Genomic DNA, 25,215 nt, shown 5'->3' with positions numbered 1-25,215 from the left:
GGACCCCGGCCTTCGCCGGGGAGGGAATATCGGGGAAATGCGGCCCGGCGATGCGACACACCGCCGGGCCGGGTCGCGATCAGTTGGGCGCGGTCAGGCTGCCGCCCGCAGCGGTGCACTGCTTGGCGGAGACTTCCTTGAAGCCCATGCCCTTACAGTCATTCTGCCCCCTGCAGTCGTTCTTCGCCGTCTTGCAGTCGGACGTGCCCTTGCAGGTGTTGATGCCGTAGCAATGGATCTTCGCGGCGCCTGCCTTCGCGGCGGTGGCGGCGGTCGGGGCTGCGGCGCTGATGGCGACGACGGCAGCGGCGGCGGCAAGGCTCATGCTGGTGCGAACGATGGTCATGTTGGTCTCCGGTGAAAGGAATTGCCTATTGGCCTCCCTCATTCGACCCGGCTCGGCGCCGGGTTACAGCGACCGGAAATTTACCAGCGCAGCAGCCGTGGCCCGAGCAGCGCGCCGATCGCGGTGGCGAGCAGGATGCCGAGCGAATACCAGGTCAGCACGAAGATCGCCGACACCTCCGGGCAGTGCAGGCAATAGACGGTCGCGGCGAACGCCCCCGCCGACAGCCCCGCCGCGGCACCGGCCGCGCGCAGCCGGGTCGGCGCCAGGCGGCGGAACGACCAGAGCAGCCCGATGAAGATCGGCATCGCCAGCGCCACCACACGCCACGGGCATTGCATCCAGCTATAGCTCAGCCACATCTTCAGCCAGTCGCCGGTCGGCGTCCTGATCAGCTCCGTCGCACCGACGCCGGCGAGCAGCAGGGCCGGAATCACGATCAGCCACAGGCCGCGAAGCCGCAGCGTGTCGGGCCGGGCGAGCTGGATCGTCATCGCGAGCGCCGCGATCGACAGGGAAATGGTGTAGCCCCATTTCATCCAGAACGAGAAACCGTGCATCGCGGTGTGGAGGTCGGGCCGTACGCCCATCCCCGCCACGACGAGCACGATCGATACGAGCACGCCGCCGCCCAGCCCGAGCAGGATGCGCCGGCCGACCGCACCACGCCGCACCGGCGCGACGTTGCTGGACAGGGAATTGATGAGGTCGTCGGTGTTCATCGCCGGCCTCCCTGGATACGCGACATCAATGTCTTGAGCCCGCGATGGACCGACACCTTCACATCGGATTCGCCGATGCCATCGGCCTCGGCCGCCTCGGCGATGCTGAGCCCGTCGAGCCGGGTCGCGCGGATCATCCGCGCCTGCTTGGCCGGCAGCGTCTCGAGCAGGTCGGCGACATCCATGCGGGCGCTCGACGCATCCTCGAACCCTTCCGCGACCAAGATGTCCTCCAGCCCCTCGATCGGCTGGAACCGGCGACGGCGGCGGAAATGGTCGATCATCTTGTACCGGGCGATGGCGAACAGCCAGGCGGTGAAGGCGCGGTCGCGATCATAGGTGGCGCGGCGCGTATGCACCGCAATCAGCGTTTCCTGCACCAAATCCTCGATATCGTCGTCGCGGTCGCCGGAACGGCGCCGGTAGAAGCCACGCAGCAGGGGCACGAGCAGGCGCAATAATGCCGCGTGATCGCCGGCATCGCCGTCGAGCCCGCTGATCATCAATCCACGCAACTCCGCCTCGCTTGCCCGCATTTGCGCTCCCTCGGGAAGAATTCGCGGCAACCACGCCATTGGTTACAGCATCGCCGCCGGCCTGCCGAAAAAATCTTCTATGGCGAAAATCTGTAACCGCCCGGGCGTCGTCGCCGAACTGGCTGAGTGACCCGGGCATTCCAGCCTCCTCTACCCGGGCACCGCGCGGTGCCGCCCTCCCCCGGCGGTACCGCGCGCCCCGAGGCCATCCCAATCGAAGGAAATCATGATGCGTTCGACCAACGCCACCCTTGCCGCCACACTTGCCCTCGCCGTGACCGGGGCGACCCTCGCCGCCCCCTCCTCGGCCCAGACCAAGCCGGCGATGGAAAAATGCTATGGCGTCGCGCTCGCCGGCAAGAACGACTGCAAGGCCGGTGCCGGCACGAGTTGCGCCGGTACGTCCAAGGCCAATTACCAGGGCGATGCGTGGAAGCTGGTCAAGGCCGGCACCTGCACCTCGATCAAGACTCCCAAGGGCACCGGCTCGCTGACCCCAAAGGCCTGATCGGCTCTTTTCGGGGCGCGTCCCGGGTCGCGCCCCGCCCGATCCCGAATGGAGCATGCCATGATCCCCCTCGTCCAATCGTACCTGCGCACCGTCAGGCGCGCTTCGGCACTGGTGCCCGATGCCCTGCTGCTGCTCATCGGGCGGCTCGGCATCGCCTCGATCTTCTTCCTGTCGGGCAGGACCAAGGTGGAGGGCCTGCTGACCGTCACCGACAGCACCTATGAGCTGTTTCGCACAGACTATGCCCTGCCGCTGATTCCACCCGAGATCGCCGCGGTGGCCGCGACGGTGTCGGAGCATCTCTTCTCGATCCTGCTCGTGCTCGGGCTGGCGACCCGCTTCTCAGCACTTGCCCTGTTTCTGATGACGCTGACCATCGAGGTCTTCGTCTATCCCGACGCCTGGCCGACCCATCTGAGCTGGGTCGCGATCCTGTTGCCGCTGATGGGGCGGGGCGGCGGCGCCTGGTCGCTCGATCGCTTGCTGGCACGCAGCTTGGCGCCGGAGGTCGAGCGCTGAGCGGCCGCACTCGTCCCTCCCGGGCGGATCGTCACTAATGGCCCAGCAATTAAAGACCCTGACGGCAGATCAGGCAGCCCAGTCCTTCCGGGCGATCCCCTGCGCATACAGCAACGCCGTCAGGTCGTTGTGATCGATCCGCGCCGCTGCCGCTGCGGCGACGATCGGCTTGGCGTGATAGGCGACACCGAGCCCGGCGCGCTTGATCATCGCGAGATCATTGGCGCCGTCGCCCACCGCCAGCGTCGCCTCCGGTGACAGGCCAAGCTCGGCCGTGGCCTCCACCAGGGTGCATTCCTTGGTGTCCGATCCGACGACCGGCTTCACCACCAGCCCCGACAGCGATCCGTCGACGATCTCGAGCCGGTTGGCGATGGCGCGGTCGAAGCCGATCATCTCCGCGACCGGCTCGGCAAAGCGGGTGAAACCGCCCGACACGAGGATGGCCTTCGCGCCGCGTGCCTTCATCGTGCGGACCAGCGATACGGCGCCGGGCATGATCTTCACCCGTTCGGCCAGGCAGGTCGCGATGACGCCCTCGTCCAATCCCTTGAGCAGCGCGACACGCGCATCGAGCGCCGATTCGAAATCGAGCTCGCCGCGCATTGCCGCCTCGGTGACAGCGGCGATCTGCGGCTTGATCCCGGCATAATCGGCCAGTTCGTCGATGCATTCGACGGTGATCATCGTCGAATCCATGTCGGCGACCAGCAACTGCTTGGCCCGCCCTTCGGCGATCTGCACGACGACATCGACACCTGGGAAAGCGCCGTCGAGCGCGGTCCGCGCCGCCTGGAGATCAAGACCGAACATGATGTCGGCGGCAAAGCCCTCATCGAGCCAGGCGTGCGCCGCCGGCAGGCAACCCGCCTGGTCGAGCAGATCCCGGGCGGCCGAAATATCGCCCCCGCTGAGATTTCCCGCTGCTATCAGCGTTGCGATGAACATCACGTCTCCCTTGCCGCGAGCCCTGCCGCGCGTGGCGCTCATTGCAGGGCCGACCGCCAGCGGCAAGTCCGCGCTCGCCATGGCGATCGCGGAAAAACATCGCGGCGTGGTGATCAACGCCGATTCAGCGCAAGTCTATGCCGATCTGCGCATCCTGTCGGCGCGCCCGAGCCGTGAGGAGGAGGCACGTGTACCGCACCGCCTGTTCGGCCATGTCGACGGCGCCGACATCTATTCTGCCGCGCGCTGGGCGACCGAAGCCCGCGCCGAAATCGCCTCCGCGCATCAGGCCGGTCTCCTGCCGGTGCTCGCCGGCGGCACCGGCCTGTACATGCGCACCCTGCTCGACGGCATTGCGCCCGTACCGCCGATCGATCCCGCGATCCGCGAAGAGGTTCGCGCACTGCCGGTAGCCGATGCCTATCGACAGCTCGGCGAGCTCGACCCGCCCGCCGCTGCCCGGCTCGCGCCCGCAGACACGACCCGCGTCGCCCGCGCGCTTGAGGTCGTCCGTTCCACCGGCAAGACCCTCGCGACGTGGCAGCAGGCAAAGGTCGGCGGGATCGGCCATCAGATCGACCTGATGGCGATGGTCATGCTGCCCGATCGCGAGTGGCTGCTCGCCCGCTGTGACGCGCGGCTCGCGGCGATGTTCGCCGGCGGCGGGATCGAGGAAGCGCGGGCAGTCCTCGCCCGCACCGATATCCTGCCCACCGCGCCGGTCCGCCTCGCCATCGGCGTGCCGGAGATCGGGGCGATGCTCGCCGGCACCATGGGGCAGCCAGAGGCACTTGCCGCGGCGCAATTGGCGACCCGCCAATATGCCAAACGACAATTTACGTGGTTTCGGAACCAACCTCCCGCTATGTGGCGGCGCAGCACGGAGACAGAAACATGCGCCCTGCTGCACGATTTTGAAACTAGATTCCTTCAAGGCGCTTGACGAACAAATTATCGATCTTTAACGGCGCCATTCGCGAAGCAATATTGCGTCGTGGCAGCGTCCAATGTGTAGGAAAGAATATGACGACCGAGAAGAGCGGAGCCGATATCCTCGTCGAGGCGCTGTGCGATCTCGGGGTGGAAGTCGTGTTCGGCTATCCGGGCGGTGCCGTCCTGCCGATCTACGACGCGCTGTTCCGCAGCAAGCGGATCAAGCACATCCTGGTGCGCCACGAGCAGGCCGCGACACACGCAGCGGAGGGCTATGCCCGGTCGACCGGCAAGCCCGGCGTCGTGCTCGTCACCTCGGGTCCTGGCGCGACCAACGCAGTCACCGGCATCACCGACGCGCTGATGGATTCGATCCCGATGGTCGTCATCACCGGCCAGGTGCCGACTGCGCTGATCGGCACGGACGCGTTCCAGGAGGCCGATACCGTCGGCATCACGCGTCACTGCTCCAAGCATAATTATCTGGTGAAGGATCCGGCACGCCTCGGCGACGTCATCCATGAGGCGTTCCACATCGCCACCTCGGGCCGCCCCGGCCCTGTCGTGGTGGACATCCCCAAGGACGTCCAGGTCGCCAGCGCGCGCTACGTCAAGCCGGGCCCGATCAAGCACAAGACCTATCGCCCGCAGGTGAAGGCCGACCAGTCGCTGATCGAGCAGGCGGTCGACATGCTCGCGGCTGCGGAACGGCCGATCCTCTACACCGGCGGCGGCATCATCAACTCGGGCCCTGCGGCGAGCCAGCTGCTGCGGGAGCTCGCGCGGATCACCGGTGCCCCGGTCACGTCGACCCTGATGGGCCTCGGCGCCTTCCCCGCAGCATCCGACCAGTGGCTGGGCATGCTTGGCATGCACGGGACCTACGAAGCGAACTGGGCGATGAACCAGGCCGACCTGATCCTCTGCCTCGGCGCGCGCTTCGATGATCGCGTGACGGGTCGGCTCGACGCGTTCAGCCCGAACAGCCGCAAGATCCATGTCGATATCGACCTGTCGTCGGTGAACAAGAATGTTCGCGTGGATCTGCCGATCATCGCCGATGTCGGCCACGCGCTCGAGGACATGGTCCGGGTCTACAAGGCGCGCCGCCATCCCAAGCCCGATCTGTCGGACTGGTGGCGCCGTATCGCCGGCTGGCGCGCGGTGAAGAGCCTCGATTTCGTCGACAGCGCCTCCGAGATCATGCCGCAGCGCGCGATCAAGGCGCTGTGGGAGGCGACGCACAAGAAGTCGCCGATCATCAGCACCGAGGTCGGCCAGCATCAGATGTGGGCCGCACAGCATTTCGATTTCGAGGCGCCCAACAAGTGGCTCACCTCGGGCGGCCTCGGCACCATGGGCTACGGCCTGCCCGCCGCGATCGGCGCGCAACTCGGCAATCCCAATGCGCTGGTCATCGATATCGCTGGCGAAGCCTCGATCCAGATGAACATCCAGGAACTTGGCACGGCCACGCAATACCGCCTGCCGGTCAAGGTGTTCATTCTCAACAACGAATATATGGGCATGGTCCGCCAGTGGCAGGAACTGACCTATTCGAGCCGTTATTCGGAGAGCTACAGCGATTCCCTGCCGGACTTCGTTAAGCTCGCCGAAGCCTATGGCTGGAAGGGCATCCGCATCGAGCATCCCGACCAGCTGGAGGCCGGCATCGCCGAGATGCTTGCCCATGACGGGCCGGTGATGGTGGATTGCATGGTGGCGAAGCTCGCCAACTGCTTCCCGATGATCCCGAGCGGAGCGGCCCATACCGACATGATTCTCCAGGCGGCCGAAGTCTCGGGCGAGATGGACGACGAGGCGAAGGCACTGGTCTGATGAAGACGAACACAGCAAATCTCCCCTCCCGCTTGCGGGAGGGGTCGGGGGAGGGCCTGTCCCCAATCAGAAACTCGGCTGGGGGCACACGCCCTCCCCTAGCCCCTCCCGCAAGCGGGAGGGGGATTTAAGATGCATATCAAGGAAGAAACCGCGAAGCGCCACACGCTGGCGATCATGGTCGACAACGAGCCGGGCATCCTTGCCCGGATCGCCGGCCTGTTCACCGCGCGCGGCTATAATATCGAAAGCCTGACGGTGTCCGACGTGACCTCCGACAAGGCGGTCAGCCGGATCACCATCGTCACCTCGGCGTCCGACCATGTGATGGAGCAGATCCTCGCCCAGCTCGACCGGTTGATCCCGGTGCATTCGGTGACCGATCTCACCGCACTCGGGCCGCATGTCGAACGCGAGCTGGCGCTGGTAAAGGTCCGTGGCACCGGCGATCACCGGATCGAGGCGTTGCGCCTGGCAGATGTCTACCGCGCCCGCGTCGTCGATGCGACCACGTCGAGCTTCGTGTTCGAGGTGACCGGCGGGCCGGAGAAGATCGACACCTTCATCACGCTGATGCGCGAAGTAGGGCTGATCGAAGTCGCCCGCACCGGCATCGTCGCCATCGCGCGGGGAAAAGAAGCGGCCTGAGCCACCAATGTTTCGTCACCCCGGACGTGTTCCGGGGTCCATCCATCCACAGGCGAGGTCATCGCCGGTTGCACGATGGATGCCGGAACAAGTCCGGCATGACGGCGGATTTTTTTGAAATAAAGGAGCCTAATCAATGCGTGTCTATTACGATCGCGACGCCGATCTGAACCTCATCACCAACAAGAAGATCGCGATCGTCGGCTATGGCAGCCAGGGCCATGCCCATGCCCAGAACCTGCGCGATTCCGGCGTGAAGGAGATCGCGATCGCGCTCCGCCCCGGTTCGGCCACCGCGAAGAAGGCCGAAGGCGCCGGCTTCAAGGTGATGACCAATGCCGAGGCAGCCGCCTGGGCCGACATCACCATGATCCTCGCACCCGACGAGCATCAGGCGGCGATCTATGCGGACGATCTCCACGCCAACCTCAAGCAGGGTTCGGCGATCGCCTTCGCACACGGCCTGAACGTGCATTTCGCGCTGATCGAGCCGCGCGAGGATCTCGACGTGATCATGATCGCGCCCAAGGGCCCGGGTCACACGGTGCGCAGCGAATATGTCCGCGGCGGCGGCGTGCCCTGCCTGATCGCGATCGACAAGGACGTCAGCGGCAACGCGCACGACATCGCGCTCGCCTATGCCTCGGGCGTCGGCGGCGGTCGTTCGGGCATCATCGAGACCAATTTCCGCGAGGAATGCGAGACCGACCTGTTCGGCGAGCAGGCCGTGCTGTGCGGCGGCCTCACCCACCTGATCCAGGCGGGGTTCGAGACGCTGGTCGAGGCCGGCTACGCCCCGGAAATGGCCTATTTCGAGTGCCTTCACGAGGTGAAGCTGATCGTCGACCTGATGTATGAGGGCGGCATCGCCAATATGCGCTATTCGATCTCGAACACCGCGGAATATGGCGACATCACCACCGGCCCGCGCATCATCACCGACGAGACCAAGGCCGAGATGAAGCGCGTGCTCGCCGACATCCAGGGCGGCCGTTTCGTCAAGAACTTCGTGCTCGACAACCGCGCCGGCCAGCCCGAGCTGAAGGCAGCGCGCAAGGCCGCCGCCGCCCACCCGATCGAAAAGGTCGGCGCCGAGCTGCGCGCGATGATGCCCTGGATCGGCGCGAACAAGCTGGTGGACAAGGACAAGAACTGATCCGCGACGCGATCCGTCAAGGGCATTTCGAGCTACGCCCGGCCAACGGATCGTTTCCGCTTCGGCGCTTGCATTCACGAGGGGCCGCGTCATCTTGGCGCGGCCCCTTTTTTCCGTATCGGAGATCCATATGCGTATCGCTATCGTAGCCGTTCTGGCCCTGGCGACTGCCCCGCTGCTCGCCCAGACACCGCCTGCCGGCCCTCCCGGCACGCCCGACGCGACGAAGGTCGTCTCCGGCACCTATCAGGTCGAGCCGCGCCACAGCCAGATCTTGTTCACGGTGAACCACCTGGGCTTCACCGAATATACCGGTCAGTTCACCCAGCCGACCGGCACGCTGGTGGTCGACACCGCCAATCCGGGCAATTCCAAGGTCGATGTCACCATCCCGATCGACAAGGTGCTGACCACGGTGCCTCAACTCGACGCGCATCTGAAGACGCCCGATTTCTTCGACGCCACGAAGTTCCCGACCGCCAAGTTCGTCTCGACCAAGGTGACGATCAGCGGCACGACGGCCACCATCGCCGGCGACCTGACCCTGAAGGACGTGACCAAGCCGGTCGTACTCACCGCGCGCTTCGTCGGCGCTGGCAATGCGGCCCAGGGCGCGAAGAAGCTCAATTTCGGCTTCGCCGCGACCACCAGCATCAAGCGCAGCGACTTCGGTATCAATTACTCCCTCCCCGGCGTCTCCGACAAGGTTGACCTGACCATCAACGCTGGGTTCGTCGCACCGTGAGCGAGCCCGCGCCGTCAGGGAACGAGGAAGGCCGGCCTGGCATCGGCCGCGTCGAGGCGTTCTCGGACGGCGTGGTCGCCATCATCGTGACGATCATGGTGCTGGAGCTCCATCCCCCGATCTCCGAGGGGATGGACAAGCTCTGGACGCTCTGGCCAGTCTTTCTCGCCTATATCCTGAGCTACGCCTATGTCGCGATCTACTGGGTCAACCACCACCGGCTGTTCACCCATGCGACCCGTGTCACCAACAGCCTGATCTGGTCGAACATGCTGCTGCTGTTCGCTCTGTCGCTGGTCCCCTTCTCGACCTCGTATCTCGGCGAGCATCACTTCAACCTCGAATCGACATTGCTCTACCTCGCGACGATGCTGTTGCCGTCGGCTGCCTATATGTGGCTCCAGGCGACGATCCGGCGGACGGGCAAGCGGGGCCCGGCTGCCGAAACCTATTACCGGGAATATGCGCGAAAAGGCCTGTTCGCCGGGCTGCTGTACCTTGTCGGCATTCCCCTGTCCTTCCTCTCGCCCTGGCTCGGCATCGCCTGCGCCGCCCTGGTCGCGGTCCTGTGGTTCCTGCCCGAGGGTCCTTTGGACAGGTTGTTCGAAGGACGGGCTGGACATGAGGCGCGGTGACACGGTAACGCGGTTTCACATGACGCTGGCTCTACGCCTTTCGCTGCTTCGACTTACGCGCCCTTAGGCGTGACCTTCGACGTGCGCCCATCGCGGCGCGCGCGACCCGCCTAAGGGCCTTATCCAACCCAAATGACGACCGCGAGCAGCGAGGACCAAACCATGTTGCGTGATCCTTCGACCAAATACCGCCCCTTCCCGCAGATCGACCTGCCCAATCGCGAATGGCCGTCGCGAACCATCGTGACGCCGCCGCGCTGGCTCTCGACCGATCTGCGCGACGGCAACCAGGCGCTGATCGATCCGATGGACGGCGAGAAGAAGACCCGCTTCTTCGACCTGATCTGCAAGGTCGGCATCAAGGAGATCGAAGTCGGCTTCCCCTCGGCCGGTGCGACCGAGTTCGATTTCATCTCGGGCCTGGTCAAGACCGGCCGCATTCCGGACGATGTGACGATCCAGGTGCTTACCCAGTCCCGCCGCGACCTGATCGAAACCAGCTTCGAATCCTTGCGTGGCGCGCCAAAGGCGATCGTCCACCTCTACAACGCGGTCAGCCCGGCCTGGCGCAAGATCGTGTTCGGCATGAGCCGCGACGAAGTCCGCCAGATCGCGGTCGACGGCGCGAAGGTCCTGCGCGACTGCGCGGCGGCGCAACCCGGTACCGATTGGCATTTCGAATATTCGCCGGAGACCTTCTCCACCGCCGAACTCGATTTCTCGGTCGAGGTCTGCGAGGCGGTGATGGAGATACTCCGCCCCACCCCCGATCATCCGCTGATCCTGAACCTGCCCGCGACGGTCGAGTGTGCCACGCCCAACATCTATGCCGACCAGATCGAATGGTTCGGCAAGAATATCCGCAACCGCGACAGCGTGGTGATCAGCCTCCACCCGCACAATGATCGCGGCACCGGTGTCGCGGCGGCGGAACTCGGCCTGATGGCCGGTGCCGACCGCGTCGAGGGCTGCCTGCTGGGCAATGGCGAGCGCACCGGCAATTGCGACCTGGTGACCGTCGCGCTCAACATGTACACGCAGGGCATCGATCCGAAGCTCGACTTCTCGGACATCGACGAGATCATCAACACCGTCACCTATTGCAACCAGCTGCCCGTGCATCCGCGTCATCCCTATGCCGGCGAGCTGGTGTTCACGGCGTTCTCCGGCTCGCATCAGGACGCGATCAAGAAGGGCTTCACCGCCCAGGCCGAACGCAACGACGATTTCTGGGAAGTCCCTTATCTGCCGATCGACCCGGCCGATCTCGGCCGCAGCTACGAGGCGGTGATCCGCGTCAACTCGCAGTCGGGCAAGGGTGGTGTCGCCTGGGTGATCGAGCAGGACAAGGGGCTCAAGCTGCCCAAGCGTCTCCAGGCCGATCTCAGCCGCCACGTCCAGGCGATGGCCGACGAGACCAGCCGCGAGCTGAACGCCGAGGATATCTGGAACGCGTTCCAGAAAGCCTATCTGGCCAAGCCTTCGGACCGCTTCACGCTGCTCGACTATCATGAGAGCGGCGCGGCAGGTGACCGTCTGTTCGTCGGCCGGGTCGCGATCGGGGGCGAGGAGCGCTCGATTTCGGGCCGCGGCAACGGCCTGATCTCCGGCATCATCGCCGCGCTCAGCGAGACGACAGGCCCGCAGCTCGACGTGGTCGATTACAGCGAGCACGCCATCGGCCATGGCGCGGACGCGCAGGCGGCGGCCTATGTCGAATGCCGGGCTGCCGACGGGCGGACTGTATTCGGTGTCGGCATCGATGCGGATATCGCAACCGCCTCGGTCCGGGCGGTGCTCAGCGCGGCCAACGCCGCATAGCCGCTTTCTCCTCCCCATCGTCGATGGGGAGGAAAGCCATCGTCTCAGAGCACCTCGAACAGGCTGTAGACCGGCCCCGTCGAAAGGCGATGTCCGGTGCCGATCGCCAGGATGCGATTGAGCCAGTCGTAACGCGGATCGGATGTGGTGAAGCGCGCGCTTGTCCGGAAATAATAGCTGGCAGGATCAACCGCCTCGCCCTTCGCGACCCGCGCCATGACCTCGGGCGGGCCGTGGCGGATGCCGGCATAGGTCATGCCGATCACCCCGCCGTCGTCGGTCTGGAGCAGGAGGCGAACATCCAGCGTGGTCGTCCCGTCGCCGCGCACCGTCTGCCAGTCGCTGCCTCCGTCGAGCACGCCCCCGCAGAGCCGCTCGCCTTCGAACACACCGCTCGGCACGGCGGCAACGCGCTGCGTTGGGCCTTCAGGCCCGCCGACAGCGTGGATCGCGCCTACGTTCAGGCGCATCACGAAAAGCGGCCGGGTTCGCACCGACAGCAATGCTTCGGGAAGGTCGTCGCTGAGCTTCGTCATATAATCTCCCTGTCCCGCACGATCTCGCACCCGACGGCGGCGTCCGGATAGATATCGGGCTTCATTGACCGCACCGTGACGCGTGCGACCCGCCGGTCCCTCAGGCACAGCGCGGCGATCGCTTCGCACAGCGTCTCCTGCAAATGAAAGTGCCGCCCGGCGACGAGCGCCCGGATGTCGTTCCGGACGAAGTCATAGTCGAGCACTTCGTCGATCCGGTCGTCGGAAGGCGGTGCCGGATAGTCCACCTCCATGCGCACGGTGACGATCACGCGCTGCGGCGCCGCCAGTTCCTCGGCATGGATGCCGAGGCCCATGACGAGCTCGAGCCCGTCGAGGATCGTGGTGAAACGAACACCCTCAGCCATGAGCCGCCCGGCCTGCCCGGCGCGTCTCGAACATCACATCGCTGTCGCGCAGCAGGAAATGCTGGCCATTGTCCACGAACAGATTCTGCCCGCTGATCCCCCGCGCCGTCAGCAGGAAATCGACAGCCTCGGCGATGGCGGTCACCTCGATCGGGCAGCGCAGCAGATTGTCGGATGCCACTGCGCGGAATTCGTCTTCGGTCTGGTCGAGGCTGGGCAGGGAGATGCCCGGCGACACGGCATTGACCCGGATACGCGGCGCGAGCGCCTGGGCGAGCATCGCGGTCGCGCCGCCAAGCGCGATCTTGCCGCAGCTGTAGGAAAAGAAGTCGGGGTTGAGATTGGCCAGCTTCTGGTCGAGGATATTGACCACCGCCCCTGCCCCAAGATCCTCCTGCGCCGCCAGCGCCGAGGCGAGCAGCACCGGCGCGTCGAGATTGACCGCAGCATGGTCGCGCAACATCTCCGGATCGATCGCAGGCGGCCGGTCATAGGCGAACAACGAAGCGTTGTTGACCAGCGCCCCGAGCGGACCGCCGAATGCGGCGCGCGCGGCGGCGACCAGATCGGCTGCGGTCCCCGGCAAGGCCAGGTCCCCCGTCAGCACGCATGCCTCCGGCAAGGTCAGCGCCAGCGCCTCGGCCTCTCCGGGTGAATGATGGTGATGAATCGCGACGCGCCAGCCGCGCCCGGCGAGATGCCGCGCGATCACCGCGCCGATCCGCCGCGGCGCACCCGTCACCAGCACCGTCCGCACCAGATCGTTCACGCGCTCAATAACCCATCAGCGCGAGCACTTCCTTGCGGCTGCGGTCATCTTCGCGGAATACGCCCATCATGCGGCTGGTGACCATCGAGACGCCGGGCGTGCGCACGCCCCGCGCCGTCATGCAGGCATGGCTCGCCTCGATCACCACAGCGACGCCGACCGGTTTCAGATTCTCCCAGATGCAGTCGGCCACCTCGGCGGTCAGCCGCTCCTGGACCTGCAGCCGCCGGGCAAAGGCGTGGAGCACGCGCGCCAGCTTGGAGATGCCGACGACATAATTGCCGGGCAGATAGGCGATATGCGCTTTGCCGATGATCGGCGCCATGTGATGTTCGCAATGCGACTGGAACGGGATGTCCTTCAGCAAGACGATCTCATCATAACCGCCCACTTCTTCGAAGATGCGCGACAGATGATGCGCAGGATCGTCCTGGTATCCCGAGCAATATTCCTTCCACGCGCGGGCGACGCGTTGGGGCGTGTCGAGCAATCCTTCACGCGTCGGATCGTCACCCGACCATCTGATCAGCGTACGCACCGCCTCGGCAACTTCGTCCGGGACCGGAATCTTGGGTATTTCGGCAACAAGGTCGCCATTTTCTGGCCCGCCAGGGCGATGTTCCATACTCATTTGTTTGTGCCTTACTCGAACCTGACGTTACGGCAATGTCGCTTTGTGCAATTTAAGTTCGATTCCGAAACTGTCTCATTTGGGCAACAACTACGCAACCCCGCCGTTTTCCTACGATTCTGCCATTGACGGCCGATTCCCCCCGACGCAGAATTCGCATACCTGGATTACGAACGACGCTCAGTTGGCATAAGACCGACGGGCTGGCCAAGAGGGGATATCATCATGAAGAAGTTCGAATTGCTCGCCGCGTCGGCCATTGTGCTGCTCTACGCCGCCCCGGCCCTGGCGCAAACCACTCCCGCGCCGGCCAACCAGGATGCCGGACTGAGCGACAGCGACGATATCATCGTCACCGCCACGAAGCGCGAACAGACCCTGCAGGACGTGCCGATCTCGGTGGCCGTCACCAGTGCGGCGACGATCGAGAAGGCGCAGATCCGCGACCTGATCGATCTCCAGTCGGTGGTTCCGTCGCTGAAGGTCGCTCAGTTCAACGCGGCCGGCCAGACGAACTTCATCATCCGCGGCTTCGGCAACGGCAACGGCAATGACGGTATCGAAAGCTCGGTCGGCGTCTTCATCGACGGCGTCTATCGCTCGCGTTCAGCCTCCGCCCTCGACGATCTTCCCGAGATCGAGCGTGTCGAAGTCCTGCGTGGACCGCAATCGACCCTGTTCGGCAAGAACGTGTCGGCCGGCGCCATCAGCATCGTGACCAAGCGCCCATCGTTCGAATGGGGCGGCAAGGCGGAGATCAGCGTCGGCAATTACAGCCAGATGCAGACCAAGGCCACCATCACCGGCCCGATCAGCGACAGTCTCGCCTTCCGCCTGTCCGGCAGCCTCAATGAACGCGACGGCTATTTCAAGAACCTGACCACCGGCAGCGGCGTCAACGACCGCCATCGCTGGTCGGTTCGCGGCGACGTGCTGTTCGAACCGTCGTCGGACTTCTCGATCCGCGTCATCGCCGATTACAACCTGATCAAGGAAGTGTGCTGCGGCGTCACCTCGATCTTCAACGGCCCGGCGACCCAGGCGATCAAGTCGCTGGGCTTCGCCGTTTCGGACACCACCAGGATTTTCGACCGCAACGTCATCTTCAACACGGATCCCTTCAACCGGGTCGAGGGCAAGGGCGTTTCGGGTCAGGTCGACTGGAACCTGGGCTTCGCGAAGCTGACCTCGATCACGGCCTATCGCAACCAGGTCAACCGGTCCGATCAGGACATCGATTTCACCGCCGCCGACATTTCGAACAACAAGACGGCCAACAACGCCAAGACCTTCACTCAGGAATTCCGGCTTGCCTCGACGAGCGACGGGCCGCTCAGTTGGCTGGTCGGCGGCTTCTACCAGAACGAAAAGCTCACCACGGGTCGTGACATCCGCTTCGGCAAGGATGCGCGTGCCTTCGTTAATGCCCTCACGGGCGGCGCAGTGACTCAGCTCGAAACGCTGCAATCGCTCGTGAACCCGGCGATCCGCCCCGGTCGGACCTACTTTCAGGCAGGCCAGGGCCTCGCCGACAATTACAAGCTGAAGCAGACCTCCTACTCGCTGTTCGGCCAGGTCGACTACAAGATCACGGACCGTCTGACCGTTACGGGGGGCCTAGCTTATCTGAACGATCGCAAGGAAGCGCAGTCCTTCGTCGTGCTGCAGGATCCCTTCTCGGCGCTCAATCTGCAGAACGTCCCGGAACTCGGGTTCCTTCCGCTGACCATTCTCAACCCCGCCGCGCCGCCGGGCGCAAAAATCCCGACCAACCTGTTCGGCGCGCTCGGAGCGGTCCAGTTCTTCTACGGCAACACACCGAACCACGGCCCGATCAATTATCCCAATGCCAATGAAACCGGGATCATCAAGGGGGACAAGGTCACCTATGCGGCTCGTGCCGCCTATGACCTGGATTTCGTAAACGTTTATGTCAGCTACTCGACCGGCTGGAAGGCGAGCGCGATCAACCTGTCGTCGGACAGCCGCCCGCCGCTGAACGGTGTCGGCCGCTCGGCCGCGCCGGAAGAAGTGACCGTCTATGAAGCTGGTGCCAAGGCGAAGTTCCGCGGCGGTTATTTCAACCTCGCGGTGTTCCAGCAGGAGATCAAGGGCTTCCAGTCCAACGCCTTTACCGGCCTGGGCTACAGCCTGGTCAACGCAGGCAAGGAATCGGTCCGTGGCTTCGAAGTCGATGCTGCCTACAGCCCGGCCCCGATCCTAGCCCTCACCGGTTCGGTCACCTATCTCGATCCCAAATACGACTCCTTCACCGGTGCGGCGTGCGTGAACTACGATACCGCTCGGTGCCCCCAGAACCCGCTGACTGGGCTTCGCCCGTCGTTCCGCGACCTTTCCGGCCAGAAGCCTGCGGGTATCCCGACCTGGAGCTTCTCGACCTCGGCCACGCTCTCGCACGATCTGACGAACGATATCGGTGCGTATCTGCGCGGCGAATATAATTATATGAGCAAGTTCCAGCTCACCGAAACCACGCCGCCGAACCTGTCGACCTATGGGCAGAACACGGTGAACGCCAGCCTGGGCTTCCAGAGCAGGGCCAACCAGCTCGAGCTGATGTTCTGGGTACGCAACCTGACCAAGGACAATTACCTTATCTCGACCTTCCCCACGGTCGCGCAGGATGGCAGCTATAGCGGTTATCCGAACCAGCCCCGCACCTTTGGCGCGACGCTCCGCAAGAGCTTCTGAACCCAGCGGCCACGCATGGGAATCGCCCCCTCTCCCCACCGGGAGAGGGGGTTTTTCTTTGTTTTCGATCTTGAAACGGCGCGTACCGTCGCATCCCCGTCGAAAACCATCGCATCTGCGCCGTTACGGAGGGGGATTAGCCACTGTAAGGCGTGACAATCCCAAAAAGGCAGCGCACAAGCGAGAGACGCTCAAACAGGCGTGAAACCGATGTCGACATGAACGACACATCAGGAAGGACAATTTATGGCGAAAGAACCCACGGCAGCTCCGAAGACCGGTGGCATCCATGCGCCGGTGCAGCCGTCCCCAGAGCTGGGCGCGATCGTCGGCAACGACAAGCTGCCGCGCAGCCAGGTGATCAGCAAGGTGTGGGACTATATCAAGTCCAACAACCTGCAGAACCCGGCGAACAAGCGCGAGATCCTCGCCGACGAGAAGCTGAAGAAGGTGTTTGGTCGCGACAAGGTCACGATGTTCGAAATGAACAAGTACATCGCACAGCACGTCAAGGCGTAAGCCACACGGCCCACTCCGGTGGGCACCGCCCGCGCAAGCGGCGCCGGTGCCCCCAGAGTGGACTTGAATACCCTCATCCCGATCTCGGCAGCAGGCACCGCCTCGCGCGAGAGCCGCTGGTACCGGCACGACACCCCGAATATATGCGCCGGTAGGAGCCTTGTGGGGGGGGGAGAATGGTTGTCATGAAAGGGGCTCGCGTTCCACAAGCGCAGGTGCGCGGTCGCTAGATTGCAGCGACATCTTTCATTGCCAGGCCTGCTTCGCCAGCGCCCGTCCTTCCTGTGCTTCGTAGATGCGGTGCCGGTCTGGCCATCGATCCTGGCAGCAGGCAAAAATAATGGCCTCAAAGCATGAACGGTCACGCGGCCTGGTGGCGAACCCGCCGCTTCGCCTTCTTCGCGGTGCTGGCAGCGGTGGTGCCGATGCTCTGGCCGGCGTTCGCGCCACTGACTGACGCGCCCGGCCATATCGGCCGCTATCGCATTCTGGCGGAGGCGGGCATCACCCCTCTGTCACAACATTATGCCGTTCACTGGAGCGTGATCGGCAATCTCGGCGTCGATCTGCTGGTCCTCGCGCTGCATTCGCTGCTGGACGTGGAACCTGCCGCCTGGCTAGTTATTGGACTGATCCCGGCTGCGACGGTCGCCGCCATGCTATGGGTGGGCTATGAGGCGCATGGCCGCCTGCCCGCCACCGCCGGGTTCGCCCTTCCCCTTGCCTATGGTTTCCCCTTCCAGCTCGGTTTCGTGAACTTCTGCCTCGCAGCGGCGCTTGCCCTGGCCGGCCTGGCATTGTGGCTTCGGCTGGCGCGGACGCGGCCGGCTCATGTCCGGCTATGGGTGTTCGTGCCTTTTGCCGGCGTGGCATGGCTCTGTCACAGCTTCGGCTGGGCGATGCTCGGCCTGTTCGTGATCGGTGCCGAGTGGCGGCTGCGGGTGGCCGCAGGCGATCGATGGCCCCATGCGGCGGTGATGGCCGCCCTGATGGCGCTGCCGATGATCTGGCCGGCCGCGATCATGATCGGCGGCGCCAGCGATCGGCTTGCCGGCGATACCGGCGACTGGTTCCACTGGAGTGCAAAGATCCAATGGGCGATATCCCTGCTGCGGGAGCGCTGGAAATTCTACGATATCGCCTGCGTGACGGTGATCGCCTGCCTTCTATGGGCAGCCATTCGGTCGACCCGGCTCGGCTTTGTCGGCGTTCTCGGCATCCCTGCCCTGCTCGGCGTTGTCGCGTTCATCCTGCTCCCACGCCTGTTCCAGGGCGGCGCCGGGGTCGATATGCGTATCCTGCCCTGTGCCGCAGCGCTCGGGATTCTCGCCATAAAGGTTGCCCCTCAACACGGAGCCCTCGAGCGGCGGCTGGCGATCGGAGGTGCCGCATTCTTCGCCATGCGGCTCGTGACGACGACTTTCGCCTTCATACTGTACAGCCAGGGGCAGACCATGGCGCTGCGGGCGATCGAGGCGATCCCGCGCGGGTCGGCCGTCCTCGTGCTCGTCGACGAGCCGAGCCTGAAATCCTGGTTCAACCCGCGCCTGTCCCATATCGCCGGGATCGCCATCGCGCGGCGCCGGGTCTTTACGAACGAGCAATGGGCCCTGGCCGGCCAGCAACTCATTCGCCCGCTCCATCCCGAAGCGGTTCCGTTCGACAGCGATCCCTCCCAGATCGTTCACCCGGCCGGCAGCGACGATCAATCGGTCGATTTCGACAAGGCGATCGGCGCCTTCGATCGCTGCACATTCCAGCGGGTGTGGACGATCGGTTTCCCGCCAGGGCGGGTGCGGGCGCGCGACCTGACCCCGATCTGGTCGGATGGGCATTCCGCAGTCTATTCGGTGAGGGCCGACAAAGCGTCGTGCAAACCGCTCTGAGCGCGCGACCGCACTTATGGTAACCGAAAGCTTAGGCTTTGGCTGATATCACTGCCACGATGAGCCCGTCGTCGCCAAAGCCTGCCCGGCGACCAGCCGCCTGCCAATGGGCAGATCCCGGCAATCTCGTCGCCGCGGCGATCCTCATCCTGTCGGCTGCGTTCCTTTTCGTCGATCGCAGCGTGATGCCCATCCAGCTATGGGATGAATCGCGCAACATCGTGAACGCGCTGGAAATGCGCGAGAGCGGATCCTGGCTTGTCACGACCTATGGCGGCGCGCCCGATTTGTGGAACACCAAGCCGCCGCTGCTGATCTGGCTCATGGCAGCAAGCGTCGGCATCTTCGGCCCCAGCGAGTGGGCCCTACGCCTGCCCAGCATGATCGCCTCGCTCGGTACGCTGGCAATCCTTTTCTGGTTCGTGCGCCGTACCACCGGATCGGTGGTCAGCGCAGCACTCACCGCCGTCCTGCTGGTCCTGAGCCCGGCCTATTTCGGCGAGCATAGCGCCCGCACGGCCGACTATGATTCCCTGTTGCTGTTCTTCGTTACCGCCTATCTCTGCCTGCTGTTCCTCGCGCTGCATCGCCCCCGCCCCGCCCCGACATTGCTGGCGTTGATCGGCGTGGCCCTGTGCTGCGCCTTTCTCACCAAGAGCGTCGCAGCGCTGGTGCCCGGGCTCGGCGTGATCGTGCATCTGACCGTAACCGCCCGGTGGCGGCGGTTGCTTACGACGCCCGGCTATTATGTCCTGGCGATCGGCATTACCGCGACGCTGGCCGGCTTCCTGCTGCTCCGCGAAATCCTGGGGCCGGGATATCTGAACGCAGCGTTGTTCAACGACGTGCGCGGCCGTTTCGAATCGTCGCTGGTCGCGACGAAATCGCGCTGGTTCTATATCGATCAGCTCCGCGCTGGCTATTTTGCGGCGACCCCCCTGCTTTTCCTGTCACCCGTCGCCCTGTTCCTTGCGCGCGGCCGCGCCCGGCTCGTCCTGATCTTCTCGCTGAGCATCGTCGTGACGACGCTACTCGTCTTCACCTGCGCCGCGTCGAAGCTCAATCACTATATCCTTCCCGCGCTGCCCTTCATGGCCATCGCCGCCGCGACGACATGCCGTACCTTGTTCGCGCAAGCGCTGGCCGCACTGCGTCCCGATGCCCCCTATGCCCGGCTGATCGCGGCGGCGCTGTTCGTCGTGGCAGTGGGGCCCGTCCTGATGGGCGTGGCCGGGGCAGTCGCCCGGCGCTATTATGTGCCGATCGTCGGCGAAGGTGCGCGGTCGGGTCACTATGGTGCGCTCTTCGCCAGGATCGCGCCCGCCGCCGACCGGCCGATCCTTGTCGTCGATCCCGGCTTTGTCCTCGAGGGCACGCCGCACTACGCCCCCGTTCTGCTTGCCTATCGGGAGATGTGGCGGGCGCGGGGCGTCGCGATCGACCATTCGACCAGCCTTGCCGCCGCAGACACGAGGCACGGTGTCATCCTCGCCAGCTGCGATGCCGAAGGCGTGACCCGCCTGATGGCAAAAGGCCGGGACGTAGCGGACATAGAAGGCTGCGCAGCAGTCCCAGTCCGTTAGCCGTCGCATGCACGGTCTCGTCAAGGCACGGTTAACCAAGGTCGCTTAGTCTCGAGATCGACGGAGAGCCGTCGCCAGCCATGACCGAACGACCGCAAACAAGGGCCTCGACACATGAACGCCATGACACGCAGGATCGTCTCTCTGCTCGGTATTTCATCGACCTATGGCTGCATCCTGATCCTGCTCGACCTTGGAAATTATTATGCGAGGATCTTCAGCTGGAGCGGACAGTCCAGCAATTCCTGGCACATCTCGTCGGCCCTGCTGGCCATCCTCGCCACGGTAGCCCTGGCCTGCGACTATACGCTGCGCCCCAGGGGTCGAAGGGTATCGATACTCGCCCTCGGCGGGCATGCACCGGCAGCGCAGAAGGGATGAGCGGCGCGCCTCGCCTTACTCCCCTTTCCGTTCGGGCTAAGCTCGTCGAAGCCCTGCCCCTTCTCTTCGTAAGGGTCCTCACTCATCGGGGTTCTTCGGGGCTCAGATTCGCATCGGTAAAGGTGAGCGTTTCCGAATATCTCCGAGGGCGTTTTGCTCGCATGGCGATGTGTGACTGCGTATCCGCCAGCTGCTGCGGCGGCCTGCATCCAGGTTCCGCACTCGACCCAATGGTGAACTTTTCGGAATCCCAAGCCACTCCAACAGGACGACAGACAGCGAAACCCGGGGAAGAACCACGGACGTCGCTGCCTTGAACAAGCCTGTAAGCTGGTGCCCCCGAGTGGACTCGAACCACCGGCCTGCGGTTTAGGAAACCGTCGCTCTATCCTGCTGAGCTACGGGGGCGCGACGGGGTTGGTAGAGATTGGCCCGGCGCCGGTCAATCGGGCGGAGACGCGCGAACGCCCGGTTCAGGTGCCAGTTCAGTTGAGGGCCTCGGGCGGCACCACCGGGAACGGCAAGGGGGCGATCGTCACGCCCTCTTCGGCGAGCGCCTTGGCCTCGCCAATCGTCGCCTCCCCATGGATCGGCGCATGATCGGTCTCGCCGGCGTGCATCGCCCGCGCGCGATCGGCAAAAGCCCTGCCGACCCATTCGGATTTTTCGAGCGCCTTGGCCTGCGCCGCCGCAAGGACACGAATCGCTGCCTTCATCACCTCGGGCGATGGCGCTTCGGCTGCCGGCGCGGGCGCCACAATATTTGTGCGATTGCCCTTGGCGGGGATGTTCGGCGCCATGACCGCCTTCCCGATATCGCCGTCACCACAGATCGGGCAGGACAAGAGCCCGCGCGTGCGCTGGTCCTCGAACGCACCGCTCGAGGCGAACCACGCCTCGAACACGTGCGCGCCCGAACAGCGCAGATCGAACACGATCATGAGGCCGTCGCGACCTCCGGAATGGTGCGGCGATGCGCCAGCACCGGAATCCGCGCGCGGACATCGGCGGTACGCGCCGGGTCGATCTCGGCGAAACCGAGGCCGGCCTCCTCGCCCATGTCGAGCAGCACCTCGCCCCAGGGGTCGATCACCAGCGAATGGCCATAGGTCGCCCGGCCATCCTCATGCACGCCGGTCTGCGCCGCCGCGACGACGAAGGCCGCCGCCTCGATCGCCCGGGCCCGCAACAGGATATGCCAGTGCGCGGCGCCGGTCGGCCGGGTGAACGCAGCCGGCACCGCCAGCACCGTCGCACCCGCATTGCTCAGCGCGCGGAACAGGTCGGGAAAGCGCATGTCGTAACAGATGGCGAGGCCCAGCTGACCAACCGGCGTATCGACCACCACCGCGCCGCTACCCGGCGTGTAGGTCGCGGATTCGCGCCAGCTCTCACCCGTCGGCAGGTCCACGTCGAACAGGTGCAGCTTGTCGTACCGGGCGCGGATCGTGCCGTCGGGGCCGATCACATAAGCGCGGTTGGCCAGCTTGCCATCGTCGCCGCGCACCGCGAGCGAGCCGAGATGAACCCAGATGCCGTGGTCGGCCGCGGCCTCGCGCACAGCGGCCAGCACGGGATCGTCGGCCTCGCGATGAAGATTGTCAGATGCCCGGGCACGATTGCTGTCGAGCAGGCCCGACATCTCGGGCGTGAACAGCATGACGGCGCCACCCTTCGCCGCATCGGCGATGGCGGTGGTGATGGTGTGCGCATTGGCGACAGGGTCGACACCCGTCGTCATCTGGAGCAGCGCGATCCTCATGCCGCGGGCCTTAGGCCGCAAGCAGGGCGTCGAGCTTGCCCTCACGCTCGAGCGCGGCGAGATCGTCCGATCCGCCGACATGCTTGCCGTCGATGAAGATCTGCGGGACGGTGCTGCGGCCATTGGCGCGCTGCAGCATCTCGGCACGCTTCGGCCCACCCATGGTGATGTCGAATTCCTCGACCTCGACGCCCTTGCTGTCCAGCAGCCGCATCGCCCTGGTGCAATAAGGGCAGAAAGCCTTGGTATAGATTTCGATCTTTGCCATGCTTCCGAAATGTGGGCGGTCCCGCCGCTTGTCAATCGTCGGCTGCAGGATCGAGCACGCGCGCCCAGCACAATATCGTCACGCTCGCCGCCCCGGCCTGCAGCAGCACGCGCGTACAGGCATCGCTGGTCGCGCCGCTGGTGTGGATATCGTCGATCAGCACCACCGCCTTGCCGCGCAGCCTGTCCTTCCCGTCCGGCCGGATACGAAAGGCACCCGCGACCGCCTTTGCCCTGCCCTGCGCCCCCATGCCGCGCAGCGGCGGCGTGGCCTTTGTCCGCGACAGCAGCATCGGATCATTGGGCACGCCGGTGGCGCGGGTCAGCTCGCGTGCGATCAGGGCGGCCTGGTTGAAGCCCCGCGACCAGATACGCCAGCGATGCAGCGGCACCGGCACCAGCAGGTCGGCGCTTTCCGGCATCAGCCGGGCCATCTGCCGGGCGACCGTCTCGGCAAAGGCGGTGCGGCCGCCATATTTCAGCCTGAGCGCAACCGTCCGCGCGACATCGCCATAAGCGACCGCGGCGCGTATCCCGGCATGGCGCGGCGGCGTCTGGTGGCACGCGCCGCACAGCGCGCCCGCTCCCCGGTCATAGGCGAAAGGGGCATGGCACCCGGCGCACCAGGGCGGACCGAGAAAGCGCAATGCACCCCAGCAGGCGGCACAGAAGCGGTGGTCCTCGCCCGTCACCGCGCCACAGCCAGGGCACCTCGGCGGCAAGGCGAGATTGGCGGCGACACGAAGGGGAGCGAGAAACCGCTGCACATGCCCTTGTCGCGCCGCCCGTCCGGCGGCACAAGCCGCCACGTGAGCGTACCCGATATCTTCGACCGATCCGCCCGACGCACCCGCCGCGACCGGGCCGCCGCCGGCTTTGCCGAGCATGATTTCCTGCGTGCGGCGATGCTCGATGGAATTCAGGAACGGCTCGGCGCGGTCACGCGCAGCTTCGCCGACATCCTCGACCTGGGCAGCTTCGACGGCGCGTTCCAGCCGCCGCCCGGCGCGCGCATCGTCCGCTGCGATTCGGGCCGCCTTTTCGCTGGCGACGTCCAGGCTGACGAAGATCGCCTGCCCTTCGCCGACGCCTCTTTCGACCTGGTGATTTCGGCCGGCGTGCTCGACAGCGTCAACGACCTGCCCGGCGCCCTGACCCTGATCCGCCGCGCGCTCAGACCCGATGGCCTGTTCCTCGCCGCCTTCACCGGCGCCGGCAGCCTGTCGACCCTGCGCACCGCCTTTCGCGAGGCCGAACGGGATCGACCGGCCGCCCGCATCCATCCGCAGATCGATGTACGGTCCGCCGGCGACCTGCTGGTCCGCGCCGGATTCACCCTGCCCGTCGCCGATGTGGAATCGCTGAGCGTGCGGTACGGCAATCTCGGACGGCTGCTGGCCGACCTGCGCGGCATGGCGGCAACCAACCTGCTACTCGGCCGCACGCCGCTCCGCCGGGATACCCTCGCCCGCGCCGCCGATGCCTTCGCCGCTCAGGCCGACCCGGACGGCCGCATTGCCGAGCGGTTCGAGATCGTCTTCCTGACCGGCTGGTCCCCTGCCCCGTCCCAGCCCCAACCCGCCCGGCGTGGCAGCGCAACTGCCTCGCTGGCGGACGCGCTGAAGCGAATCCCGCCAGCCTGAGCAATGGCGGACGGCCAGTGATAATGTCGATCGATTCAACGGGCATAAGGATCGGCGCATTATCGGACTTGCGGAGCATCATGCCGCCGTTCCGCTCATTCTCATCGTCGTCTCTATATCGGACCGAGCCGGTTCCCTGATCGGGCAACCGAATTCCCTGATAAACGGAACGGAATTCCCTGATACCAGATAACAGGGAATTCGCATTTAACGCCCTGATATCTGGCGTATATTTGCGGAAAAATCGGCCAAAAAGGCCGCAGAAAAACGAATTTCCCTGTTAAATTCCCTGATAAACGCCCGGAACAGGGAATTCAGCGCCCTTTACCGGCGCCGGCGGCGCTCAGCCGATCATGCCCTCGCCCGATCCACGGGCAAGCATCCGGCCGATCGCATCGAACAGCGAATCCATCGCGACCGGCTTGAACAGCACTTCGTCGGCGCCCTCTGCCAGGCACCGCTCGCGCAGGTCGATCGCGGTATCGGCCGTCACCACGATGATCGGCAGCTTGCCCTTTGCGTCGGGACGGCCGCGGATATGGCGGATCGCCTCGATCCCATCCATGCCGGGCATGCGCAGATCGACCAGGATCATGTCGAAATCCTGGTCCTGGATCATCTGCAGGCCGATCTCACCGCTCTCGGCACCGACCATCGTCGCGCCGGCCACGTCGAGCATGTCCTTAACGACACGCCGATTCATCGGATCATCCTCGATGAAGAGGATGTTCATGGCCTGAATGCCGGGGCGCTGGCCGCTTGGTGGTAAAATGGAACCATATCGGATGTCTCTATCGGA

Annotated in this window: 28 protein-coding genes and 1 tRNA gene; 15 read left to right on the top strand and 14 right to left on the bottom strand. The window is 65.0% G+C overall.

Features of this window, described 5'->3' with window-relative positions; genetic code table 11:
* Nucleotides 1-79: 79 nt before the first annotated feature.
* The 3 genes from bufA2 to AC1DT7_RS07595 form a co-directional block, all read right to left on the bottom strand.
* Entirely contained in the window at nucleotides 80-346 is a 267-nt protein-coding gene (gene bufA2 / locus AC1DT7_RS07605) for a BufA2 family periplasmic bufferin-type metallophore (protein WP_478035322.1), read from the bottom strand.
* A gap of 80 nt (nucleotides 347-426) precedes the next feature.
* A complete protein-coding gene (locus AC1DT7_RS07600; protein ID WP_478035321.1) occupies nucleotides 427-1,068 on the bottom strand; it encodes a DUF1109 domain-containing protein in 642 nt (213 codons plus the stop codon).
* The gene (locus AC1DT7_RS07595) at nucleotides 1,065-1,604 is read right to left on the bottom strand and encodes a sigma-70 family RNA polymerase sigma factor (RefSeq protein ID WP_478035320.1); all 540 of its coding nucleotides are present in this window, start codon (nucleotides 1,602-1,604) and stop codon (nucleotides 1,065-1,067) included. Before AC1DT7_RS07595 ends, AC1DT7_RS07600 begins: the two co-directional genes overlap by 4 nt.
* A gap of 229 nt (nucleotides 1,605-1,833) precedes the next feature.
* On the opposite strand from AC1DT7_RS07595, the gene AC1DT7_RS07590 reads away from it, so the two are divergent.
* Nucleotides 1,834-2,112 (top strand): BufA1 family periplasmic bufferin-type metallophore, encoded by a 279-nt coding sequence (locus AC1DT7_RS07590; protein WP_478035362.1) that lies wholly within the window; start codon nucleotides 1,834-1,836, stop codon nucleotides 2,110-2,112.
* Nucleotides 2,113-2,172: 60 nt separating this feature from the next.
* Nucleotides 2,173-2,634, top strand: coding sequence for a DoxX family protein (locus AC1DT7_RS07585; RefSeq protein ID WP_478035319.1), 462 nt, complete (start codon nucleotides 2,173-2,175; stop codon nucleotides 2,632-2,634).
* A gap of 69 nt (nucleotides 2,635-2,703) precedes the next feature.
* On the opposite strand, the gene serB is transcribed toward AC1DT7_RS07585, so the two are convergent.
* Nucleotides 2,704-3,582 (bottom strand): phosphoserine phosphatase SerB, encoded by an 879-nt coding sequence (gene serB, locus AC1DT7_RS07580; protein ID WP_478035318.1) that lies wholly within the window; start codon nucleotides 3,580-3,582, stop codon nucleotides 2,704-2,706.
* On the opposite strand from serB, the gene miaA reads away from it, so the two are divergent.
* The 7 genes from miaA (at nucleotide 3,575) to leuA (ending at nucleotide 11,359) form a co-directional block, all read left to right on the top strand.
* Nucleotides 3,575-4,525, top strand: coding sequence for a tRNA (adenosine(37)-N6)-dimethylallyltransferase MiaA (gene miaA, locus AC1DT7_RS07575; RefSeq protein ID WP_478035317.1), 951 nt, complete (start codon nucleotides 3,575-3,577; stop codon nucleotides 4,523-4,525). The genes serB and miaA overlap by 8 nt on opposite strands.
* An 80-nt stretch (nucleotides 4,526-4,605) precedes the next feature.
* On the top strand, nucleotides 4,606-6,354 hold the full coding sequence (locus AC1DT7_RS07570; RefSeq protein ID WP_478035316.1) for an acetolactate synthase 3 large subunit: 1,749 nt from the start codon (nucleotides 4,606-4,608) through the stop codon (nucleotides 6,352-6,354).
* A 132-nt stretch (nucleotides 6,355-6,486) separates the two neighbouring features.
* Nucleotides 6,487-7,002: an acetolactate synthase small subunit gene (gene ilvN, locus AC1DT7_RS07565; protein ID WP_272627349.1), complete on the top strand. Its 516-nt coding sequence runs from the start codon at nucleotides 6,487-6,489 to the stop codon at nucleotides 7,000-7,002.
* A 136-nt stretch (nucleotides 7,003-7,138) separates the two neighbouring features.
* Nucleotides 7,139-8,158 carry a ketol-acid reductoisomerase gene (gene ilvC / locus AC1DT7_RS07560; protein ID WP_478035315.1) on the top strand — a complete coding sequence of 340 codons (1,020 nt, stop codon included), beginning with the start codon at nucleotides 7,139-7,141 and terminating at the stop codon, nucleotides 8,156-8,158.
* 130 nt (nucleotides 8,159-8,288) lie between these two features.
* Nucleotides 8,289-8,903 (top strand): YceI family protein, encoded by a 615-nt coding sequence (locus AC1DT7_RS07555; protein WP_478035314.1) that lies wholly within the window; start codon nucleotides 8,289-8,291, stop codon nucleotides 8,901-8,903.
* The gene (locus AC1DT7_RS07550; RefSeq protein ID WP_478035313.1) at nucleotides 8,900-9,538 is read left to right on the top strand and encodes a TMEM175 family protein; all 639 of its coding nucleotides are present in this window, start codon (nucleotides 8,900-8,902) and stop codon (nucleotides 9,536-9,538) included. Before AC1DT7_RS07555 ends, AC1DT7_RS07550 begins: the two co-directional genes overlap by 4 nt.
* Before the next feature lie 162 nt (nucleotides 9,539-9,700).
* The gene (leuA, locus tag AC1DT7_RS07545) at nucleotides 9,701-11,359 is read left to right on the top strand and encodes a 2-isopropylmalate synthase (RefSeq protein ID WP_478035312.1); all 1,659 of its coding nucleotides are present in this window, start codon (nucleotides 9,701-9,703) and stop codon (nucleotides 11,357-11,359) included.
* A 44-nt stretch (nucleotides 11,360-11,403) separates the two neighbouring features.
* Here the strand turns inward: leuA and AC1DT7_RS07540 are convergent, their stop codons facing one another.
* Genes AC1DT7_RS07540 through folE form a run of 4 tightly spaced genes read right to left on the bottom strand, consistent with a single transcriptional unit; the run spans nucleotide 11,404 to nucleotide 13,657 of the window.
* Entirely contained in the window at nucleotides 11,404-11,895 is a 492-nt protein-coding gene (locus AC1DT7_RS07540) for a DUF3237 domain-containing protein (RefSeq protein WP_478035311.1), read from the bottom strand.
* Nucleotides 11,892-12,263 (bottom strand): dihydroneopterin aldolase, encoded by a 372-nt coding sequence (locus tag AC1DT7_RS07535; protein WP_478035310.1) that lies wholly within the window; start codon nucleotides 12,261-12,263, stop codon nucleotides 11,892-11,894. The genes AC1DT7_RS07540 and AC1DT7_RS07535 overlap by 4 nt, the downstream gene beginning before the upstream one ends.
* Nucleotides 12,256-13,032 (bottom strand): SDR family oxidoreductase, encoded by a 777-nt coding sequence (locus tag AC1DT7_RS07530; protein WP_478035309.1) that lies wholly within the window; start codon nucleotides 13,030-13,032, stop codon nucleotides 12,256-12,258. Before AC1DT7_RS07530 ends, AC1DT7_RS07535 begins: the two co-directional genes overlap by 8 nt.
* Before the next feature lie 4 nt (nucleotides 13,033-13,036).
* Nucleotides 13,037-13,657, bottom strand: coding sequence for a GTP cyclohydrolase I FolE (gene folE / locus AC1DT7_RS07525; protein WP_478035361.1), 621 nt, complete (start codon nucleotides 13,655-13,657; stop codon nucleotides 13,037-13,039).
* A gap of 231 nt (nucleotides 13,658-13,888) precedes the next feature.
* Here folE and AC1DT7_RS07520 point away from each other — a divergent pair, with 231 nt between their 5' ends.
* From AC1DT7_RS07520 to AC1DT7_RS07500, 5 genes are all read left to right on the top strand, one after another.
* Nucleotides 13,889-16,375 (top strand): TonB-dependent receptor, encoded by a 2,487-nt coding sequence (locus AC1DT7_RS07520; RefSeq protein WP_478035308.1) that lies wholly within the window; start codon nucleotides 13,889-13,891, stop codon nucleotides 16,373-16,375.
* 246 nt (nucleotides 16,376-16,621) lie between these two features.
* On the top strand, nucleotides 16,622-16,894 hold the full coding sequence (locus AC1DT7_RS07515) for an SWIB/MDM2 domain-containing protein (protein WP_478035307.1): 273 nt from the start codon (nucleotides 16,622-16,624) through the stop codon (nucleotides 16,892-16,894).
* Between the two features lie 353 nt (nucleotides 16,895-17,247).
* Nucleotides 17,248-18,780: a hypothetical protein gene (locus AC1DT7_RS07510; protein WP_478035306.1), complete on the top strand. Its 1,533-nt coding sequence runs from the start codon at nucleotides 17,248-17,250 to the stop codon at nucleotides 18,778-18,780.
* A gap of 38 nt (nucleotides 18,781-18,818) precedes the next feature.
* A complete protein-coding gene (locus AC1DT7_RS07505) occupies nucleotides 18,819-20,363 on the top strand; it encodes an ArnT family glycosyltransferase (protein WP_478035305.1) in 1,545 nt (514 codons plus the stop codon).
* 114 nt (nucleotides 20,364-20,477) lie between these two features.
* Nucleotides 20,478-20,744, top strand: coding sequence for a hypothetical protein (locus AC1DT7_RS07500; RefSeq protein WP_478035304.1), 267 nt, complete (start codon nucleotides 20,478-20,480; stop codon nucleotides 20,742-20,744).
* Between the two features lie 331 nt (nucleotides 20,745-21,075).
* On the opposite strand, the gene AC1DT7_RS07495 is transcribed toward AC1DT7_RS07500, so the two are convergent.
* From AC1DT7_RS07495 to AC1DT7_RS07475, 5 genes are all read right to left on the bottom strand, one after another.
* Nucleotides 21,076-21,152: transfer RNA gene (locus tag AC1DT7_RS07495), tRNA-Arg, on the bottom strand.
* Between the two features lie 77 nt (nucleotides 21,153-21,229).
* Nucleotides 21,230-21,685, bottom strand: a complete 456-nt coding sequence (locus tag AC1DT7_RS07490) for a DUF1178 family protein (RefSeq protein WP_478035303.1) — start codon at nucleotides 21,683-21,685, stop codon at nucleotides 21,230-21,232.
* A complete protein-coding gene (locus AC1DT7_RS07485; RefSeq protein ID WP_478035302.1) occupies nucleotides 21,682-22,506 on the bottom strand; it encodes a carbon-nitrogen hydrolase family protein in 825 nt (274 codons plus the stop codon). Before AC1DT7_RS07485 ends, AC1DT7_RS07490 begins: the two co-directional genes overlap by 4 nt.
* A 10-nt stretch (nucleotides 22,507-22,516) precedes the next feature.
* The gene (grxC, locus tag AC1DT7_RS07480; protein WP_478035301.1) at nucleotides 22,517-22,774 is read right to left on the bottom strand and encodes a glutaredoxin 3; all 258 of its coding nucleotides are present in this window, start codon (nucleotides 22,772-22,774) and stop codon (nucleotides 22,517-22,519) included.
* A gap of 31 nt (nucleotides 22,775-22,805) precedes the next feature.
* The gene (locus tag AC1DT7_RS07475; RefSeq protein WP_478035300.1) at nucleotides 22,806-23,540 is read right to left on the bottom strand and encodes a ComF family protein; all 735 of its coding nucleotides are present in this window, start codon (nucleotides 23,538-23,540) and stop codon (nucleotides 22,806-22,808) included.
* Between the two features lie 42 nt (nucleotides 23,541-23,582).
* Between AC1DT7_RS07475 and AC1DT7_RS07470 the strand changes: the two genes are divergently transcribed.
* Nucleotides 23,583-24,416 (top strand): class I SAM-dependent methyltransferase, encoded by an 834-nt coding sequence (locus tag AC1DT7_RS07470; RefSeq protein ID WP_478035299.1) that lies wholly within the window; start codon nucleotides 23,583-23,585, stop codon nucleotides 24,414-24,416.
* A gap of 343 nt (nucleotides 24,417-24,759) precedes the next feature.
* Here the strand turns inward: AC1DT7_RS07470 and AC1DT7_RS07465 are convergent, their stop codons facing one another.
* The gene (locus AC1DT7_RS07465; protein ID WP_478035298.1) at nucleotides 24,760-25,149 is read right to left on the bottom strand and encodes a response regulator; all 390 of its coding nucleotides are present in this window, start codon (nucleotides 25,147-25,149) and stop codon (nucleotides 24,760-24,762) included.
* Nucleotides 25,150-25,215 lie beyond the last annotated feature (66 nt).

Source organism: Sphingomonas sp. P3_C6 (genome assembly GCF_056402595.1).
The sequence above is the reverse complement of the archived record's forward strand: the minus strand, read 5'-3'. Positions and strand labels throughout refer to the sequence as shown.

Excerpts from the sequence above, each read along its gene's own strand:
- bufA2 (WP_478035322.1), bottom strand. The coding sequence starts at position 346 with ATGACCATCGTTCGCACCAGCATGAGCCTTGCCGCCGCCGCTGCCGTC.
- AC1DT7_RS07600 (WP_478035321.1), bottom strand. The coding sequence starts at position 1,068 with ATGAACACCGACGACCTCATCAATTCCCTGTCCAGCAACGTCGCGCCG.
- AC1DT7_RS07595 (WP_478035320.1), bottom strand. The coding sequence starts at position 1,604 with ATGCGGGCAAGCGAGGCGGAGTTGCGTGGATTGATGATCAGCGGGCTC.
- AC1DT7_RS07590 (WP_478035362.1), top strand. The coding sequence starts at position 1,834 with ATGCGTTCGACCAACGCCACCCTTGCCGCCACACTTGCCCTCGCCGTG.
- AC1DT7_RS07585 (WP_478035319.1), top strand. The coding sequence starts at position 2,173 with ATGATCCCCCTCGTCCAATCGTACCTGCGCACCGTCAGGCGCGCTTCG.
- miaA (WP_478035317.1), top strand. The coding sequence starts at position 3,575 with ATGAACATCACGTCTCCCTTGCCGCGAGCCCTGCCGCGCGTGGCGCTC.
- serB (WP_478035318.1), bottom strand. The coding sequence starts at position 3,582 with ATGTTCATCGCAACGCTGATAGCAGCGGGAAATCTCAGCGGGGGCGAT.
- AC1DT7_RS07570 (WP_478035316.1), top strand. The coding sequence starts at position 4,606 with ATGACGACCGAGAAGAGCGGAGCCGATATCCTCGTCGAGGCGCTGTGC.
- ilvN (WP_272627349.1), top strand. The coding sequence starts at position 6,487 with ATGCATATCAAGGAAGAAACCGCGAAGCGCCACACGCTGGCGATCATG.
- ilvC (WP_478035315.1), top strand. The coding sequence starts at position 7,139 with ATGCGTGTCTATTACGATCGCGACGCCGATCTGAACCTCATCACCAAC.
- AC1DT7_RS07555 (WP_478035314.1), top strand. The coding sequence starts at position 8,289 with ATGCGTATCGCTATCGTAGCCGTTCTGGCCCTGGCGACTGCCCCGCTG.
- leuA (WP_478035312.1), top strand. The coding sequence starts at position 9,701 with ATGTTGCGTGATCCTTCGACCAAATACCGCCCCTTCCCGCAGATCGAC.
- AC1DT7_RS07540 (WP_478035311.1), bottom strand. The coding sequence starts at position 11,895 with ATGACGAAGCTCAGCGACGACCTTCCCGAAGCATTGCTGTCGGTGCGA.
- AC1DT7_RS07535 (WP_478035310.1), bottom strand. The coding sequence starts at position 12,263 with ATGGCTGAGGGTGTTCGTTTCACCACGATCCTCGACGGGCTCGAGCTC.
- folE (WP_478035361.1), bottom strand. The coding sequence starts at position 13,657 with ATGGAACATCGCCCTGGCGGGCCAGAAAATGGCGACCTTGTTGCCGAA.
- AC1DT7_RS07520 (WP_478035308.1), top strand. The coding sequence starts at position 13,889 with ATGAAGAAGTTCGAATTGCTCGCCGCGTCGGCCATTGTGCTGCTCTAC.
- AC1DT7_RS07515 (WP_478035307.1), top strand. The coding sequence starts at position 16,622 with ATGGCGAAAGAACCCACGGCAGCTCCGAAGACCGGTGGCATCCATGCG.
- AC1DT7_RS07510 (WP_478035306.1), top strand. The coding sequence starts at position 17,248 with ATGAACGGTCACGCGGCCTGGTGGCGAACCCGCCGCTTCGCCTTCTTC.
- AC1DT7_RS07500 (WP_478035304.1), top strand. The coding sequence starts at position 20,478 with ATGAACGCCATGACACGCAGGATCGTCTCTCTGCTCGGTATTTCATCG.
- AC1DT7_RS07490 (WP_478035303.1), bottom strand. The coding sequence starts at position 21,685 with ATGATCGTGTTCGATCTGCGCTGTTCGGGCGCGCACGTGTTCGAGGCG.
- AC1DT7_RS07485 (WP_478035302.1), bottom strand. The coding sequence starts at position 22,506 with ATGAGGATCGCGCTGCTCCAGATGACGACGGGTGTCGACCCTGTCGCC.
- grxC (WP_478035301.1), bottom strand. The coding sequence starts at position 22,774 with ATGGCAAAGATCGAAATCTATACCAAGGCTTTCTGCCCTTATTGCACC.
- AC1DT7_RS07465 (WP_478035298.1), bottom strand. The coding sequence starts at position 25,149 with ATGAACATCCTCTTCATCGAGGATGATCCGATGAATCGGCGTGTCGTT.